The sequence below is a fragment of the Kribbella sp. NPDC056951 genome, assembly GCF_042674205.1.
In the GTDB taxonomy this organism is placed as follows: Bacteria; Actinomycetota; Actinomycetes; order Propionibacteriales; family Kribbellaceae; genus Kribbella; species Kribbella yunnanensis.
Window position 1 is genome coordinate 206179 of the sequence record NZ_JBHUQZ010000003.1, and the last position, 15925, is coordinate 222103.

At 66.4% G+C, this 15925-nt stretch carries 17 protein-coding genes; 16 read left to right on the plus strand and 1 reads right to left on the minus strand.

Features of this window, described 5'->3' with window-relative positions:
- Window positions 1-34 precede the first annotated feature (34 nt).
- Genes ACFTSF_RS13825 through ACFTSF_RS13835 form a run of 3 tightly spaced genes read left to right on the plus strand, consistent with a single transcriptional unit; the run spans window position 35 to window position 2181 of the window.
- On the plus strand, window positions 35-1030 hold the full coding sequence (locus ACFTSF_RS13825) for a sugar kinase (RefSeq protein ID WP_380154157.1): 996 nt from the start codon (window positions 35-37) through the stop codon (window positions 1028-1030).
- Window positions 1027-1761, plus strand: coding sequence for an IclR family transcriptional regulator (locus tag ACFTSF_RS13830; protein ID WP_344144547.1), 735 nt, complete (start codon window positions 1027-1029; stop codon window positions 1759-1761). Before ACFTSF_RS13825 ends, ACFTSF_RS13830 begins: the two co-directional genes overlap by 4 nt.
- 15 nt (window positions 1762-1776) lie before the next feature.
- The gene (locus tag ACFTSF_RS13835; RefSeq protein ID WP_344144549.1) at window positions 1777-2181 is read left to right on the plus strand and encodes a RidA family protein; all 405 of its coding nucleotides are present in this window, start codon (window positions 1777-1779) and stop codon (window positions 2179-2181) included.
- Here ACFTSF_RS13835 and ACFTSF_RS13840 read toward each other — a convergent pair.
- Complete coding sequence (locus ACFTSF_RS13840) at window positions 2174-2767, minus strand: hypothetical protein (RefSeq protein ID WP_380154158.1); 594 nt, start codon at window positions 2765-2767, stop codon at window positions 2174-2176. The genes ACFTSF_RS13835 and ACFTSF_RS13840 overlap by 8 nt on opposite strands.
- Window positions 2768-2820: 53 nt before the next feature.
- Here ACFTSF_RS13840 and ACFTSF_RS13845 point away from each other — a divergent pair, with 53 nt between their 5' ends.
- The 13 genes from ACFTSF_RS13845 to ACFTSF_RS13905 all read left to right on the plus strand — a co-directional run bounded on the left by ACFTSF_RS13845 (window position 2821) and on the right by ACFTSF_RS13905 (window position 15910).
- Window positions 2821-3633, plus strand: coding sequence for an IclR family transcriptional regulator (locus ACFTSF_RS13845; protein ID WP_380154159.1), 813 nt, complete (start codon window positions 2821-2823; stop codon window positions 3631-3633).
- Complete coding sequence (locus ACFTSF_RS13850; protein ID WP_380154160.1) at window positions 3633-4832, plus strand: MFS transporter; 1200 nt, start codon at window positions 3633-3635, stop codon at window positions 4830-4832. Before ACFTSF_RS13845 ends, ACFTSF_RS13850 begins: the two co-directional genes overlap by 1 nt.
- A gap of 179 nt (window positions 4833-5011) precedes the next feature.
- On the plus strand, window positions 5012-5629 hold the full coding sequence (gene rplJ / locus ACFTSF_RS13855) for a 50S ribosomal protein L10 (protein ID WP_344144556.1): 618 nt from the start codon (window positions 5012-5014) through the stop codon (window positions 5627-5629).
- A 59-nt stretch (window positions 5630-5688) separates the two neighbouring features.
- The gene (gene rplL / locus ACFTSF_RS13860) at window positions 5689-6075 is read left to right on the plus strand and encodes a 50S ribosomal protein L7/L12 (protein ID WP_344144558.1); all 387 of its coding nucleotides are present in this window, start codon (window positions 5689-5691) and stop codon (window positions 6073-6075) included.
- A 223-nt stretch (window positions 6076-6298) separates the two neighbouring features.
- Complete coding sequence (locus tag ACFTSF_RS13865; RefSeq protein WP_344144560.1) at window positions 6299-7246, plus strand: ABC transporter ATP-binding protein; 948 nt, start codon at window positions 6299-6301, stop codon at window positions 7244-7246.
- A gap of 62 nt (window positions 7247-7308) precedes the next feature.
- Complete coding sequence (locus ACFTSF_RS13870) at window positions 7309-8016, plus strand: MlaE family ABC transporter permease (protein ID WP_380154822.1); 708 nt, start codon at window positions 7309-7311, stop codon at window positions 8014-8016.
- Window positions 8017-8029: 13 nt separating this feature from the next.
- Window positions 8030-8848 carry an ABC transporter permease gene (locus ACFTSF_RS13875; RefSeq protein WP_344145581.1) on the plus strand — a complete coding sequence of 273 codons (819 nt, stop codon included), beginning with the start codon at window positions 8030-8032 and terminating at the stop codon, window positions 8846-8848.
- A complete protein-coding gene (locus ACFTSF_RS13880) occupies window positions 8845-10173 on the plus strand; it encodes an MCE family protein (protein WP_380154161.1) in 1329 nt (442 codons plus the stop codon). The genes ACFTSF_RS13875 and ACFTSF_RS13880 overlap by 4 nt, the downstream gene beginning before the upstream one ends.
- On the plus strand, window positions 10170-11207 hold the full coding sequence (locus tag ACFTSF_RS13885) for an MCE family protein (protein WP_344144563.1): 1038 nt from the start codon (window positions 10170-10172) through the stop codon (window positions 11205-11207). Before ACFTSF_RS13880 ends, ACFTSF_RS13885 begins: the two co-directional genes overlap by 4 nt.
- Complete coding sequence (locus ACFTSF_RS13890) at window positions 11204-12214, plus strand: MCE family protein (protein WP_380154162.1); 1011 nt, start codon at window positions 11204-11206, stop codon at window positions 12212-12214. The genes ACFTSF_RS13885 and ACFTSF_RS13890 overlap by 4 nt, the downstream gene beginning before the upstream one ends.
- Complete coding sequence (locus tag ACFTSF_RS13895; protein ID WP_380154163.1) at window positions 12211-13410, plus strand: MCE family protein; 1200 nt, start codon at window positions 12211-12213, stop codon at window positions 13408-13410. Before ACFTSF_RS13890 ends, ACFTSF_RS13895 begins: the two co-directional genes overlap by 4 nt.
- A complete protein-coding gene (locus ACFTSF_RS13900) occupies window positions 13407-14624 on the plus strand; it encodes an MCE family protein (RefSeq protein ID WP_380154164.1) in 1218 nt (405 codons plus the stop codon). The genes ACFTSF_RS13895 and ACFTSF_RS13900 overlap by 4 nt, the downstream gene beginning before the upstream one ends.
- Entirely contained in the window at window positions 14621-15910 is a 1290-nt protein-coding gene (locus ACFTSF_RS13905; RefSeq protein WP_380154165.1) for an MCE family protein, read from the plus strand. Before ACFTSF_RS13900 ends, ACFTSF_RS13905 begins: the two co-directional genes overlap by 4 nt.
- Window positions 15911-15925 lie beyond the last annotated feature (15 nt).

Here is a 15925-nt window from a genome sequence, read left to right on the forward strand (position 1 = left end):
CACCTATCCCATCACCCGGTCCCTAGGAGCGCAGATGCCCGACCCGCGCACTGAGACGGAACTCGGGCCGGGCCATTCGGGTGGGGACAGCGCCGTCGTCTGCGTCGGCGAGGCGATGATCATGCTCGCGGGTGCCGCCGGACCGCTCGAGGACGTCGAGACGTTCCGCCGGTCGGTGGGTGGCGCGGAGTGCAATGTGGCCGGCGGCCTGGCCGGTCTCGGCGTACCGACGAGCTGGGTGTCCCGGCTCGGCGATGACGGCTTCGGCCGGCAGGTACTGCGGGATCTGCGCGGACGTGGCGTCGACGTCGACGGTGTGGAGATCGATCCGGACCGGCCGACCGCTCTGTACGTGAAGGAGTCGATCGACGGCCGGTCTCGCATGCACTACTACCGAACCGGCTCCGCGGCGTCGGCGATGAGCCCCGCGTTCCTGCAGCGTCCTGAGGTGGCCGACAGACTCCGCAGCGCGAGGATCGTGCACACCACTGGCATCACAGCCGCTCTGTCCGCTGATACCGCGCGGATGCTGGACGAGCTTCGCGGGGACTTCGTTCTGAGTGTCGATCTGAACTGGCGGCCGGTGTTGTGGCGCGACAAGGACCCGGAGCCGCTCTGGCGGTTGCTGCGCGCGGCCGACGTCGTACTGATCGGTGCTGATGAGGCGCTGGTGTTCGCAGGAACCAATGACCCCGCTGAACTGCACGAACGGTTCGGCAAGGACTGCACGCTCGTCGTCAAGAACGATGCACACACTGCAGTCGCGCTGGAGCCGGACGGCCGCCGTACCGAGGTTCCGGCGCTGACCGTCGAGGTGGTCGAGCCAGTAGGAGCCGGGGATGCGTTCGCAGCCGGCTTCCTCGCGGGGACGCTGCAGGACCTGCCAATGCAGCAACGGCTGCGACTTGGGCATCTGAATGCCGCAGCGGTGCTCGCCGTACCGGAAGACCATGCTGCGCCGCTGGACCCCGCACTGCGCGACAGACTGCTCAACGCTGATGACGACGAGTGGGCGGCGACGAAGGTATGAGCCAGAGCCTCGCGAGAGCCCTGCAGATCCTGGCCAGTCTGGGCGAGGGAGAGCGGTCGCTGGATCAGCTCGCGACCGAACTCGGCGTCCACAAGACCACAGTGCTCCGGCTGCTGCGCACCATGGAGGCAGACCGCTTCGTACGACGCGATGAGGCGCACCGCTATCGGCTCGGCTCCCGCTTGTTCGCGTTGGCGGATGCAGCGCGCGAGCAGCACGTCGTACGGGAAGTGGCTGCACCGCATCTGCGTCAGCTGAATCAGAAGACCGGTCAGACCGTTCACCTGGCAGCGTGGGAGAACGGCGAGGTCATTTACATCGACAAGCTCGACAGTGTGCGTACGTTCCGCATGTACTCGCAGATCGGCGTACCGGCGGCTCTGCACTGCACAGCGGTCGGGAAGATCCTGCTGGCAGCGCAGCCCAAGCGGCAACGTGAGGCGGTGCTGGCATCGCTGGACTACCACGCGTTCACCCCGCAGACCATCACTGATGCGGATGCCCTGCGCGACGAGCTGGACACAGTCCGGACCCGCGGCTGGGCGCAGGACAAGGCCGAGCACGAGTCGTTCATGAACTGCATCGGTGCGCCGGTCCTGGACCAGGCCGGCCGCGTTGTCGGGGCCGTGTCGGTGTCCGTCCCGGATGTGCTGCTGAACTATGAGCAGGTGCTCGAACTCCTGCCTGAGCTGCTCGCCACCACCCAGGCGATCAGCGCCGACTACAACTGAGAGGTGTCCGACCTGATGTCCGACAAGACCGCCGTCTCCACCACTGACGCACCCGCACCGCTGCCGGTGTTCTCGCAGGGCGTCCGCAAGGGCAACATCCTGCAGGTCTCCGGCCAGGGCTCGGTCGACCCCGCGACCGGCGAGTTCGTCTTCGTCGGCGACGTGAAGGCCCAGACCACCCGGGTCCTGCAGAACATCGAGGCGATCCTCAAGGCCGGTGGCGGCAGCCTGGACGACGTACTGATGCTGCGCGTCTACCTGACCACCCGCGACGACTTCGCCGCCATGAACGAGGCCTACGCCGAGTTCGTCTCCACCCGCACCCCGAGCGGCGTCCTGCCGTCCCGCACCACCGTCTTCACTGGCCTCCCGCTGCCGGACATGCTCGTCGAGATCGACGCCCTCGCCGTCCTCAGCTGACGACGGGTACCCGGATCAGGGGTTCGTCGTTGACGAACTGCTGATCCGGGCCGCGGTCCCACCACAGCTCCCGGTGGGTTGTGAGATACGGGTACCAGCCGTTGACCCCGGTCCCCGTGTGGAGCGCGTCGACAACGGCCGAGAGGTACGACGCGAGGTCCGGCCAGCCGGTGCTGAAATCGCCGACCCCGTCGTGGCTGGCCATGCCGAGCCGGCCGGAACCGTCGATGACCTGCAGATCGCCATCGGCGTCCGCCCAGGGAATCCAGGCCAGGTGCCAGTAGGGCTCGGTGTTCCACGGGTGCACCGTGAAGCCGTCAACATCCGCCGCGATGTCCATCCGCAGCTGCCAGTTGTCGGTGATCTGCGCCGCGCTCGACGGTGGCGCCTCGGGGAGCAGATTCGCCCAGGCGGTCAGTCCGTTGTGGCATCGCAGTGACTCGATGAGGTCCGGCGGTAGCTCGACCACCTGACGAGCCGCGTCCAGTTCGTCATCGGTCGCGGGCGGCGCCAGTACGGCGTACGTCGCCGGCGCGTGCTCGGCCAGCCAACTGTCGAGTCGTCGCCACGTCTGCGTGATCGTCACCGGATGACCCTAATCGCTGGCAGGTTTTCCACATCGCGGGATACGATCCTGCCATGCAGGAAACCATTCAGCGCGGTTCGGTGCAGTCGATCGACCGTGCGGTCGCGATCCTGCGCTGCTTCGACGCCCGTACGCCGGACCTCGGCATCAGCGACCTGTCCCGGGCGACCGGGTTGTCGACGAGCACTGTGCACCGCTTGCTGCTGGCGATGCTGGAGAACGGGCTGATCCGCCAGACCGCCCAACGGCGGTATGCGATCGGACCGCTGGTCGCCCGGTTGGCGCATGCGACTGGGGTCCCGGCGACACTGCGCGACGCGGCCATGCCGGTGCTGCGGAGACTCCGGGACGACTCCGAGGAGACGGCGGCTGTGCACGAGTTGCTGCCGACCGCACACCGCATGGTGCTCGATCAGGTCGAGAGCCGGCACCAGTTGCGCCGTACCTATACAGAGTTCGGCATTCCGGTGCCGCTGCCACAGGGGGCGCCCGGCAAGGTGCTGCTCGCGTTCTCGCCTTGGGAACGGCAGGTGGCGGTGCTGACCGGGCGGCTCGAGCAGGTGCTGCCGAACACGATCACCGACCCCGACGTCCTCGCCACACAGTTCGCAGAGATCCGTGCGCGGGGCTACGCCAAGTCGGCGACCGAGCGGACACAGGGGATCTGCTCGGTCGCCGCACCGGTCTTCGACTACTCCGGGCAGGTGGTCGGCTGCCTGTCGATCTCTGGTCCGGAGATGCGGATGTCTCCGGAGCGACTGGACGAGCTAGGCGCACTGGTCGCTCCCGCCGCCTGGGAAGTGTCAGAACTCCTCGGCGCAACCACTGCAGCACGAGACCGCGGCGTACAGCAGGCTGTGCGCTGATGGCCGGCCCGGCCGCTCTGCTCAAGATCGCCCCGTCGGTCTATGTCCCCGCACTGCTCTACGGCATCGGCCAAGGCGCCATAGCTCCCGTCATCGCGGTCTCGGCCACTCACCTCGGCGCATCACCCGCCATCGCCGGTGTGGTCGTCGCAGCGGCCGGTCTCGGTCAGGTCATCGGCGACATCCCGGCCGGTGCTCTCACCACGAAGATCGGCGAACGCCGCGCGATGCTCGGCGCGACTGTCCTCGTCTCACTGGCCCTGGTCGCCTGTCTCCTGGCACCGACTGTCTGGGGACTCGCTCTGGCGATCGGCGTCACCGGACTGGCCGGCTCAGTGTGGGGTCTGGCCCGGCAGGCCTACCTCAGCGAAGCAGTGCCGATCGAGCTCCGCGCCCGCGCCCTGTCCACTCTCGGCGGTGTCCAACGCATCGGCTCCTTCATCGGCCCGTTCCTTGGTGCACTGGCGATGCGCTTCCTCGGAACCGACGGTGCCTACTGGGTCCACCTCGTCGGCGCAGTACTGGCCTGCATAGTCCTCGTGAGCCTCCCCGACATCGAATCGGTACGCCGGACTCGCGGCAGCAGGCCAGTCGCAGCCCAGTCCACGCTGGGCGTGATCCGCGAGCACCTGCCGGTACTGCGAACTCTCGGTACCGGTGCCCTTCTGGTCGGCGCAGTCCGCGCGTCGCGTCAGGTCGTCGTACCGCTGTGGGCCCTGCACATCGGATTGGACGCTCAGACCACCAGCATCATCTTCGGACTCTCCGGTGCGGTGGACATGCTGCTGTTCTATCCAGCCGGCTCAGTCATGGATCGCTTCGGCCGCAAGTGGGTCGCCGTACCGTCCATGCTCGTTCTGGGGACGGCGCATCTGCTCCTACCGCTCACCCATACGGCTGCGACGCTCACTGCGGTCGCATTGCTGATGGGTGTTGGCAACGGGCTCGGTGCGGGAGTGATCATGACGCTCGGGGCCGACGCCTCGCCACCAGTCGGGCGGGCGCAGTTCCTCGGGGCGTTCCGCCTGTTCGCGGACGCAGGCAACGGCGGTGGACCGTTGTTGCTCGCGGGAGCGACAGCGGTGCTGGGACTGGGGCCGGCGGTCGTGGTGATGGCCGCGACGGGATGGGCTGCCGCGGCGGCGATGCATCGCTGGATTCCGCCGATTTGGTCCCAGCGGAACGGTCAGGCACAATGAACCTTGCCGAAGACCGCTGGTGGCTGCCTAGGTAGCTGAAAGTCCCACTCAGGTGGGCGGCCCGCGCAGGTGATGAGAAGTGTGAGTGTAGTTTGTATGTTCACGCCCTTGCCGCCTGTGCAGGGGCGTTTTCTTTGTTCCAGGGGTCTGTGGCGAGAAAGCCAAACGAAGGAGACCCCATGGCGAGGCCGGACAAGGCAGCCGCTGTCGCAGAGCTGACGGACGAGTTCCGTAGCTCGAACGGCGCCGTGCTGACCGAGTACCGCGGACTCACTGTGGCGCAGCTGCGGAATCTGCGGACTGCGCTCGGTGACGACGTGAACTACGCCGTGGTGAAGAACACGCTGACCAAGATCGCGGCCAAGGACGCGGGTGTCGAGTCGTTCGACTCGTTGCTCGAGGGTCCGTCGGCCATCGCCTTCATCAAGGGCGATGCGGTGGTTGCGGCCAAGGGTCTGCGTGACTTCGCCAAGGCGAATCCCCTTCTCGTCATCAAGGGTGGAGTGCTCGAAGGCAAGGCGCTCAGCTCTGACGAGATCAGCAAGCTCGCTGACCTGGAGTCGCGTGAGGTCCTCCTCGCGAAGCTCGCAGGTGCGATGAAGGCGGCTCCGCAGCAAGCGGTGTCGCTGTTCGCTGCTCCGCTGTCGCAGGCCGCGCGCCTGTTCGCGGCGCTGCAGGACACGCTGCCGGCGGACGGGGCTTCGGCTCCCGAGGCCGCGGCCGAGGAGACCGTGCAGGACACGGTCGACGCACCTGCCGAGGCGAGCACCGAGGAGACTGCCGCAGCTGACAGCTGAGGCCGATCTCACTGCACGACCCCATTTCAGTGATTCACCGTTAAGGAAGGACCGCCACCATGGCGAAGCTCAGCACCGAAGAGCTCCTCGGCCAGTTCAAGGAACTGACCCTGCTGGAGCTGTCGGAGTTCGTTAAGGCTTTCGAGGAGGAGTTCGGCGTCACCGCCGCCGCCCCGGTTGCCGTTGCCGCCGCCCCGGGTGCCCCGGGCGCCCCGGTCGAAGAGGCCGCCGAGCAGGACGAGTTCGACGTCGTCCTCGAGAGCGCCGGCGACAAGAAGATCCAGGTCATCAAGGAGGTGCGCGGTCTCACCAGCCTTGGTCTGAAGGAGGCCAAGGACCTGGTTGAGTCCGCCCCGAAGGCGATCCTGGAGAAGGTTGACAAGGCGTCCGCGGAGAAGGCCAAGGAGGCCCTCGAGGGCGCCGGGGCCACCGTCACGCTCAAGTGACCTCGGTTACGTTCCGCTAAGGGACGTAACGAATGTGTAGAGAAGGGCAGTCTCCGCGAGGAGGCTGCCCTTCTCGCATTTCACTCTGGCTAGGATCGCAATCGCTTGACTATGAGGGGTTACGCAAAACCGTACTCGTGCGTAACCTAGGCCACTGCTCCCTCGTTGGAATCGAAGTACTCGTCGGTTCGGGGCAAGAACTTAGATCCCGTGAGGAGGACCGGTGGGCGTAGAAGTCCGCGTCGAAGGTCTCACCAAATCCTTTGGTAGCCAGCTGATCTGGGGCGACGTGTCCCTGACCCTGCCGGCCGGTGAGATCTGCGTGATGCTGGGCCCTTCCGGTACGGGGAAGTCCGTATTCCTGAAGACCCTGATCGGCCTGCTCAAACCGGATCGCGGCCATGTCCACATCGAGGGCACCGATATCGCCACCTGCAGCGAGCGGGAGCTCTACGAGATCCGCAAGCTGTTCGGGGTGCTGTTCCAGGACGGCGCGATGTTCGGCTCGATGAACCTGTACGACAACGTCGCGTTCCCGCTGCGTGAGCACACCAAGAAGTCCGAGGCCGAGATCCGCTCCATCGTGATGGAGAAGATGGAGATGGTCGGTCTGGTCGGTGCCGAGCGCAAGCTTCCCGGCGAGATCTCGGGCGGTATGCGCAAGCGCGCCGGGCTGGCCCGGGCGCTGGTGCTGGAGCCGGAGATCCTGCTGTTCGACGAGCCCGACTCGGGTCTGGACCCGGTCCGGACGGCGTTCCTGAACCAGCTCATCATCGATCTGAACGAGATGACCCAGGCGACCTGTCTGATCGTCACCCACGACATCAACACCGCCCGCACGGTCCCGGACAACATCGGCCTGCTGTACCACCGGCACCTGGCCATGTTCGGGCAGCGCGAGATGCTGCTGTCCAGCGAGGAGCCGGTGGTCCGCCAGTTCCTGAACGCGCAGCGCGTCGGCCCGATCGGCATGTCGGAGGAGAAGGACGCCGACGAGCTCGCTCGCGAGGCTGACCAGGAGCTGCCGCCACTGCCGCCGATTCCGATCCAGCAGCTGCCGAGCAGCGGCGTACTGCGTCCGACGCAGCGGCCGCCAGGTGACTGGTGCCGCGAGAACGGCGTCACCCCGCCACCCGGTTCGTTCGCCACGGATGTCGTGGGGGCTACGTGACCCTGTCTGCGACCGCCCCGCTGAAGCACGCCGGCTCGCTGTTCTCCTTCGCCCTCGACACGATGAGGGCGTCGGTACGTCGTCCTTTCCAGCTGAAGGAGTTCCTGCAGCAGGCCTGGTTCGTGGCGAGCGTGACGATCATCCCGACCGCGCTGGTCGCGATCCCGTTCGGTGCGGTGATCGCGTTGCAGGTCGGTGGACTGATCAAGCAGTTCGGCGCGCAGGCCTTCACCGGATCGGCCGCCGTACTGGCCGTGGTCCGCGAGGCATCGCCGATCGCGACCGCGCTGCTGATCGCCGGCGCCGGTGGCTCGGCGATCTGCGCCGACCTGGGTGCGCGGAAGATCCGCGAAGAGCTCGACGCGATGATGGTGCTCGGGATCGACCCGATCCAGCGGCTGGTGGTGCCGCGGGTGCTGGCGACGATGCTGGTCGCCTTCTTCCTGAACGGCTTCGTCAGTGTCGTCGGCGTGATGGGCGGTTACATCTTCAACGTCGTCCTGCAGGACGGCACGCCAGGGTCCTACATAGCCAGCTTCACCGCGCTCGCCCACCTGCCGGACCTGTGGCAGGGCCAGGCGAAGGCGCTGGTCTTCGGCTTCATCGCGGCGGTCGTCGCGTCGTACAAGGGCATGAACGCGGGCGGCGGGCCGAAGGGTGTCGGCGACGCCGTGAACCAGTCGGTCGTCATCACGTTCATGCTGCTGTTCGTCGCGAACTTCTCGATGACCGCGATCTACTTCCAGCTCGTCCCGCCGAAGGGGGCGTGACGTGTCGGCCCTGATGGACACCCTGGTGAAGAAGCCGCTGAACTCACTCGACCGGCTCGGCGAGCAGCTTGCCTTCTACATCAAGGCTCTGGCCTGGTCCGGTAAGTCGATCACCCGGTACCGCAAGGAGATCCTCCGCCTGCTGGCCGAGGTGACGCTGGGCACCGGCGCGCTCGCCGTCATCGGCGGCACCGTCGGCGTGATCACCTTCCTGGCCTTCTTCACCGGTACCGAGGTCGGCCTGCAGGGCTACTCGGCGCTGAACCAGATCGGTACGTCGGCCTTCGCCGGCTTCGTCAGCGCCTATATCAACACTCGCGAGATCGGCCCGCTGATCGCCGGCATCGCGCTGGCCGCGACCGTCGGCTGCGGTTTCACCGCCCAGCTCGGCGCGATGCGGATCAGCGAGGAGATCGACGCCCTCGAGGTGATGGCGATCCCGTCGCTGCCGTTCCTGGTCACCACCCGGATCATCGCCGGCCTGATCGCGGTGATCCCGTTGTACGTCGTCGGTCTGCTCTCGTCGTACTTCGCGACCCGGCTGACCGTGACCACGTTCTACGGGCAGAGCACCGGGACGTACGACCATTACTTCCATCTGTTCTTACCACCGGGCGACGTGTTGTGGTCGTTCGGCAAGGTGCTGGTCTTCGCGGTGCTGGTGATCCTCGTGCACTGCTACCACGGCTACCACGCGAGCGGCGGTCCCGCGGGCGTGGGCGTCGCCGTCGGCCGCGCAGTCCGTACGTCGATCGTCGTCATCAACGTCGTCGACCTGCTGCTGTCGATGGCCATCTGGGGTACGACGACCACCGTGAGGTTGGCCGGATGATCAACAGACTCCCGCACAAGGCGTACGGCGTGGCCTTCATCGGCGTGCTGTGTTTCCTGCTGTGGCTGACGTACGCGTTCTACGCGAAGGTCTTCACCGACACCGTCAACGTGGAGCTGAAGACCAGTCACATCGGTCTGCAGCTCAACGAGCACGCGGATGTGAAGTTGCGCGGCATCATCGTCGGCGAGGTCGTCGGGACGTCGACCAACGGCGACGAGGCGACCGTCAAACTCGCCTTGAAGCCGGATCAGATCAACGAGATCTCCAGCGCGGTCAGTGCGCGGATCCTGCCCAAGACCCTGTTCGGCGAGAAGTACGTCGCCCTGGTGCCGCCGAGCGGTGCCACCGGCCGCCACATCCGGGCCGGTGACGTGATCGCCCGGGACAAGACCGCGGTCGGCATCGAGATCGAGAAGGTGCTGAACGACGCCCTGCCGTTGCTGCAGGCGGTCGACCCGGCCGACCTGAACGCGACGCTGAACACGCTGGCCACCGCGCTGGAGGGTCGCGGCACCGAGATCGCCGGGACGCTGACCCAGCTCGACAGCTACCTGAAGAAGCTGAACCCGAACGTCCCGAAGCTGATGGCCGCGCTGACCAAGCTCACCCAGGTCTCCGAGCTGTACGGCGATGCGACGCCGGATCTCGTCCGGGCGCTGCGCAACCTGACCATCACCGGGAACACGGTGGTCGAGAAGGAACAGCAGCTGCAGAAGTTCTTCGTCGACGTACAGACGCTGTCCTCGACCACGGACACGTTCCTGAAGCAGAACGAGGACCGCGTCATCCGCCTCGGCGAGGTGAGCCGGCCGGTGCTCGATCTGCTGGAGCGCTACTCGCCCGAGGTGCCGTGCTTCCTCAAGGTGATGACGGACACCACCCCGATCCTGAACGACACGTTCCGCGACGGGCGGTTGAACATCAACCTCGAGATCATCACCAACCAGCCGACGCCGTACGAGCCGAACGAGCTGCCGAAGTACGCGGATCACCGCGGGCCGACCTGCGTGGGCAAGAACTACAGCCACCCGGGTGCGAAGCCGGGGCCGTACACGCAGCAGAACCCGGCGCCGTACATCACGGGTGAGGACGGCGTGATCGGCGACCACGGCAAGCTGGCCAAGTTCCCGCTGAACCTGACGCTGAACCGCGCGATGCCCGGGTTCGCGATGGACACCCAGGGCGTCGGTACGCCGGCCGAGCAGAAGGTGATCGATGCAGTCGTGGCACCGTCGATGGGTGTCCCGGCGAGCGACGTACCGGATCTGACCACGCTCCTCGTGGGCCCGCTGCTGCGTGGTGGGCAGGTGAATCTCAAATGACCAAGTTGTTGGACAAGAAGACCTCGCTGGACATCGTCCGGCTGTCGATCTTCGTCGTGGTGACCACGATCGCGACCGCGCTGCTGGCGGTGACGATCGGCAACATCACCTTCAACGCGACGACGAAGTACCGGGCTGTGTTCACCGACGCGGTCGGGCTGAACCAGGGTGACGACATCCGGATCGCCGGGGTGAAGGTCGGGCAGGTCGACAAGATCGCGCTCTACCAGAACACGCTGGCGATGGTGACCTTCAGCGTGGACTCCGATCAGATCGTCGACACCTCGACGAAGGCGACACTGCGCTACCGCAACCTGGTCGGCAACCGGTACATCGCCCTCACCGACGGCGTCGGCGGTGGCGAGCGGCTGAAGGCGAACGGCCTGATCCCGAAGGAGCGGACCGCGCCGGCGCTCGACCTGTCGGTGCTGTTCAACGGCTTCAAGCCGCTGTTCACCGCGCTCACGCCGGCGGACGTGAACCAGTTCGCGTTCGAGGTGATCAAGGTCCTGCAGGGTGAAGGCGGCACGATCGAGTCGCTGCTGGCCAAGACTGCCTCGCTGACCACCACGCTGGCCGACGCGGACGAGGTGATCGGCAGTCTGATCACCAACCTGACCTCGACGCTGCAGATCGTCTCGCAGCGTCAGCAGAACTTCTCCCAGTTGCTGGTCAACCTGCAGCAGTTCATCACCGGCCTGAGCCAGGACATCAACCCGATCCTGAACTCACTCGGCTCGATCAACTCGCTGAACACCAAGACGGCCGGCCTGCTGCAGCAGACCCGGGTGCCGATCAAGGCCGACCTGGACCGGCTGCGCACGGTCGCGACCACGCTGGACGACACCCAGGGCATCTGGGTGAAGACGCTGAACTACATGCCGGAAAAGCTGAACACGATGACCCGCACCGCGTCGTACGGCTCCTGGTTCAACTTCTACCTGTGCAACTTCGACGGCAACGTCACGCTGCCGACCGGGACGCGGCTCCCGGTCAGCTACGACAACAACTCGGCGAGGTGCAAGAAGCCGTGAAACCTTTCCGGGAACAGAACCAGGTGACGATCGGCGTCATCGGCCTGACGGTGATCGGGTTGATCATGCTGGCCGCGTTCAAGGCGCAGGACCTGCCGCTGATCGGTGGCGGCACCAAGTACTCCGCGCAGTTCTCCGAGGCCGGTGGCCTGAAGCCGAACGACGAGATCCGGGTCGCCGGGGTCCGGGTCGGGCAGGTCCGCAAGGTCGAGCTCGACGGCACCCACGTCCGGGTCGACTTCGTCATCGACAAGGGCGTGAAGCTGGGCGACCAGACCGGCGCCGAGATGAAGATCAAGACGCTGCTCGGCCAGAAGTACCTGAAGCTGAACCCGTCCGGCGGCGGCCAGCTGAAGGCCGGCTCCGAGATCCCGCTGGCCCGGACAGTTTCGGCGTACGACGTCGTGGACGCGTTCTCGGATCTCGCGAACACGACCGAGCGGATCGACACCGCGCAGCTGGCGAAGGCCCTGGACACGCTGTCGACGACGTTCAAGAACACTCCGGAGGAGGTGCAGGCCTCGCTGACCGGTCTGTCCCGGCTCTCGCGCAACGTTGCCAAGCGCGATGAGCAGCTGAAGCTCCTGCTCCAGCACTCGAACACGGTCACCAAGGTGCTCGCCGACCGCAACCAGCAGCTGATCAAGCTGATGAAGGACGGCAACACCGTCTTCCAGGCGGTGCAGGCCCGGCGGGCGCTGATCCACCAGTTGCTGGTCTCGACGCAGAAGCTGTCCGCGCAGATCACCGCGCTGGTCCGGGAGAACCGCAAGGACCTCGGCCCGACCCTGCAGAAGGTGAACGCGGTGCTCGCCGTACTGCTGAAGAACCAGAAGGATCTGGACGCGAGTATCAAGGGGCTCGCGCCGTTCATCCGGGTCTTCACCAACACGCTCGGCACCGGGCCGTGGTTCGACGTCTACCTGCAGAACCTGGTGCCGGTCCCCGAGGTGCCGCTGCCGAAGGTCGATCTCGGTCTGCCGCCGATCCTGGGCGGTGGCCGATGACGAAGGTCTCGTCGTTCTCCCGGCTGATCGCGATCGCGGTCGTCTTCGTGATCCTCACGGTCAGCGTGATCTCGCTGTGGCCGAACCCCGAGCGGGTGTCAGCGACGGCGTACTTCCCGCGGGCGGTGTCGGTCTATCCAGGTTCCGACGTCCGGATCCTCGGGATCAAGGTCGGTGAGGTGGAGAGCGTCACCCCGGCTGGGCGGACGATCCGGGTGAAGTTCTGGTGGGAGGCCAAGCACAAGGTGCCGGCCACGGCGAAGGCCGTGATCGCGGCGCCGTCGATCGTCGCCGACCGCTATGTGCAGCTCACCCCGGTGTACTCCAAGGGCGACGTGATGGCCGACGGGGCGCAGATCCCGATCGAGCGCACGGCCGTCCCGCTGGAGCTCGACCAGATCTATCAGAGCCTGAACGATCTGTCCGTCGCACTCGGGCCGAAGGGTGCCAACGACCAGGGCGCGCTGTCGCGGCTGCTGGATGTCTCGGCAAAGAACCTGAACGGTCAGGGCGCGAAGCTCAACCAGACGATCACCGATGTCTCCAAGCTGACCGGGACGCTGGCGGGCAACTCGCAGAGCCTCTTCGCGACGATCCGGCAGTTGCAGACCTTCGTCTCCGCGCTCGCTGCGAACGACGCGCTGGTGAAGCAGTTCAACGCCAACTTCGCCGCGACGTCCACAACGCTGGCCGGTGAGCGCAAGGACCTGACGTCCGCGCTCTCGCTGCTGGCGACCGCGCTCGGCGAGGTCGCGACGTTCGTGAAGGAGAACCGGGCGCTGGTGAAGAACACGGTCTCCGGCGCCACCGAGATCTCCCAGATCCTGGTCAAGGAGAAGGCCGCGCTGGCCCAGATCCTCGACACCGCGGCGCTCGGCCTGGGCAACCTGGCCCGGGTCTACAACCCGCAGTTCGGCACGCTGGACCAGCGGATCAACCTGGCCCAGCTCGACAATCCGTCGTCGTTCATCTGCTCGCTGCTGCTGCAGGTGAACCAGCCGCTGTCGACCTGCTCACTGCTCAAGCCGGTGCTGGACTCATTGCCGAAGCTGCCGTTGCTCAGCCAGCTGACCGGCAGCGCGCCGGCCAGTGGAGGCCCAGCCGGTACGCCGTGGGCCCCGGCCGGTGAGGTCGAGAAGCCCAAGCCGACCAGCCCCGACCCCGTTGACCCGACACTCGGGGGGTTGGTCCGATGAGACGTCGTACGGCGATTGTGGCCGGAGCGCTCGCGATGGCGATGGCGCTGACCGGGTGTGATTTCAGCGTGTACTCGTTGCCCTTGCCCGGTGGCGCGAAGATCAAGGGGCCGTCGTACACGGTCACTGTCGAGTTCGCGGACGTCCTGGACCTGGTGCCGAAGTCGACGGTGAAGGTCGACGACGTCACGGTCGGCACGGTCGAGAAGGTGTGGCTCGAGGGGTACGTCGCCAAGGTGCGGATCCGGTTGCCGAAGAGTCTCGAGCTGCCGGACAACGAGCGCGCGACGATCCGCCAGACCAGCTTGCTCGGCGAGAAGTTCGTGTCGCTGGCGCAGCCGACCGGCCAGGAGGCACCGCGCGGCCGGCTCGACGACGGCGAGGTCATCCCGCTGTCGCGGACGACCAGCAACGTCGAGGTCGAAGAGGTCCTGGCCGCGCTGTCCCTGCTGCTGAACGGCGGCGGTGTCGCGCAGCTGCAGATCATCACCCAAGAGCTGAACAAGGCGCTGACCGGGAACGAGCCGGCCATCAAGAGCGTGCTCACCCAGCTCGACACCTTCGTCGGCACCCTGGACCAGAACAAGCAGAAGATCGTCACCGCGATCACCGCGGTGGACGCGCTCGCTAAGAAGCTGAACGCCCAGAAGGCGACGCTGGCGACCGCGATCGACTCGTTGCCGAAGTCGATCGCGACCCTGGACAAGCAGCGGGCCGCACTGGTCAAGACGCTGCAGGCTCTGTCGACACTGGGCAGCACGGCGACCCGGGTGATCACGTCCGCGCAGAAGGACCTGGTTGCGAACCTGCAGTCGCTGTACCCGATCCTGACGAAACTGGCCGAGGCGGGGGAGAACCTGCCGAAGTCACTTGAGCTGCTGTTCACCTACCCGTTCCCGGATGCCGCGGCACGGGGTGTCCAGGGTGACTACACGAACCTCGGTATCACCTTGGACATCAACACCCAGAAGCTGCTGAAGGGCCTGATCGGTCTGGATCTGCCGACCATTGGCCCGACCGCGCTGCCGACCGGCAACATCAGCCTCCCGGTGCACCTCCCGACCAAGCCGGGCGCGAACCCGACGCAGAAGCCGACCGGGATCGCGACGACCTGTGTGACCGTGCTCCTGCTGCCGGTCTGCCGTCCGAAGCTCAACCGGGCCGGATTCGATCCCGACCTGGCCCGCGCACTGATGCCGGGGGTGGTGAAGTGATCACCAGGGGAGTCCGGATCCAGCTGATGGTGTTCCTGCTGATCACCGTCGTCGGGATCGCGTTCGTCGGCGCGAAGTACGCGCAGATCGACAAGCTGCTGTTCGACGAGGACTACACGGTCAGCGCCAGTTTCGCCGAGTCCGGCGGCATCTTCGAAGGCGCCGAGGTGACGTACCGCGGCCAGCCGGTCGGCCGGGTCGGCGAGCTGAAGCTGCTGCCCGACGGTGTGCTGGTCGACCTGGACATCGACAAGAAGACCAAGATCCCGAACGACCTGCTCGCCGTGGTGGCGAACCGGTCCGCGATCGGCGAGCAGTACGTCGACCTGCAACCGCGCCGCGACGAGGGCCCGTACCTGAAGGACAACTCGCGGATCGACCGGGAGAACACCGCGATCCCGATCGACACCACCGAGCTGCTGCTGAACCTCGACCAGCTGGTCAACTCCGTGAACCAGGACAGCCTGCGGACCACGGTCAAGGAGCTCGGGGCTGCGCTGAAGGGGCGCGGGACCGACCTACAGCGGATCATCGACAACTCCGGCCTGCTGATCGACGACGCGGACGCGAACATCCTGCAGACGATCAAGCTGATCAACGACGGCGACACCGTGCTGGCCACCCAGGTCGCCAGTGGCGACGCGATCAAGACCTGGGCGAAGAACCTCGCGCTGCTGTCCGACGCCCTGGTCGGCTCGGACGCGAACCTGCGCAAGGTGATCGACCAGGGCTCGAACGCCTCGACCCAGATCACCGGCCTGATCCAGGACAACCGCGCCGACATCGCGGTGCTGCTGGGTAACCTGCTGACGGTGAACCAGTTGACCGCGGTCCGGCTCGATGCCGTCGAGCAGCTGCTCGTCGTGTATCCCGCGGTCGCGATGGGTGGATACGTCGTACCGGCCAAGGATCCCGGGACCGGGCACTACGACGCCCACTTTGGGCTGGTGCTCGGGTTCACGCCACCGGCCTGCCGGGCCGGCTACTCCAAGGACAACTGGCGAGTGCCGCAGGACACCACGGACATCAAGGCCAAGAACGCAGCTTGTACGGCGTCGCCGTCGACCGGCACGAATGTTCGGGGCGCGCAGAACGCGCCGAAGCCGTCGTCGCGAGCGGGCAACAACCGGGTCGGGTACGGGATCGGCTACGACCCGGCGACCGGTGAGGCGGGCGGTTCCGGCGGCATGCCGGAGATGGTGCTCGGCTCGACCGGTGGACAGCAGGAGCTGCTCGGCAGCGACTCCTGGAAGGCTCTCATCCTCGGACCGGTGACCGGCAAGTGACTTCGGGCAACTCCC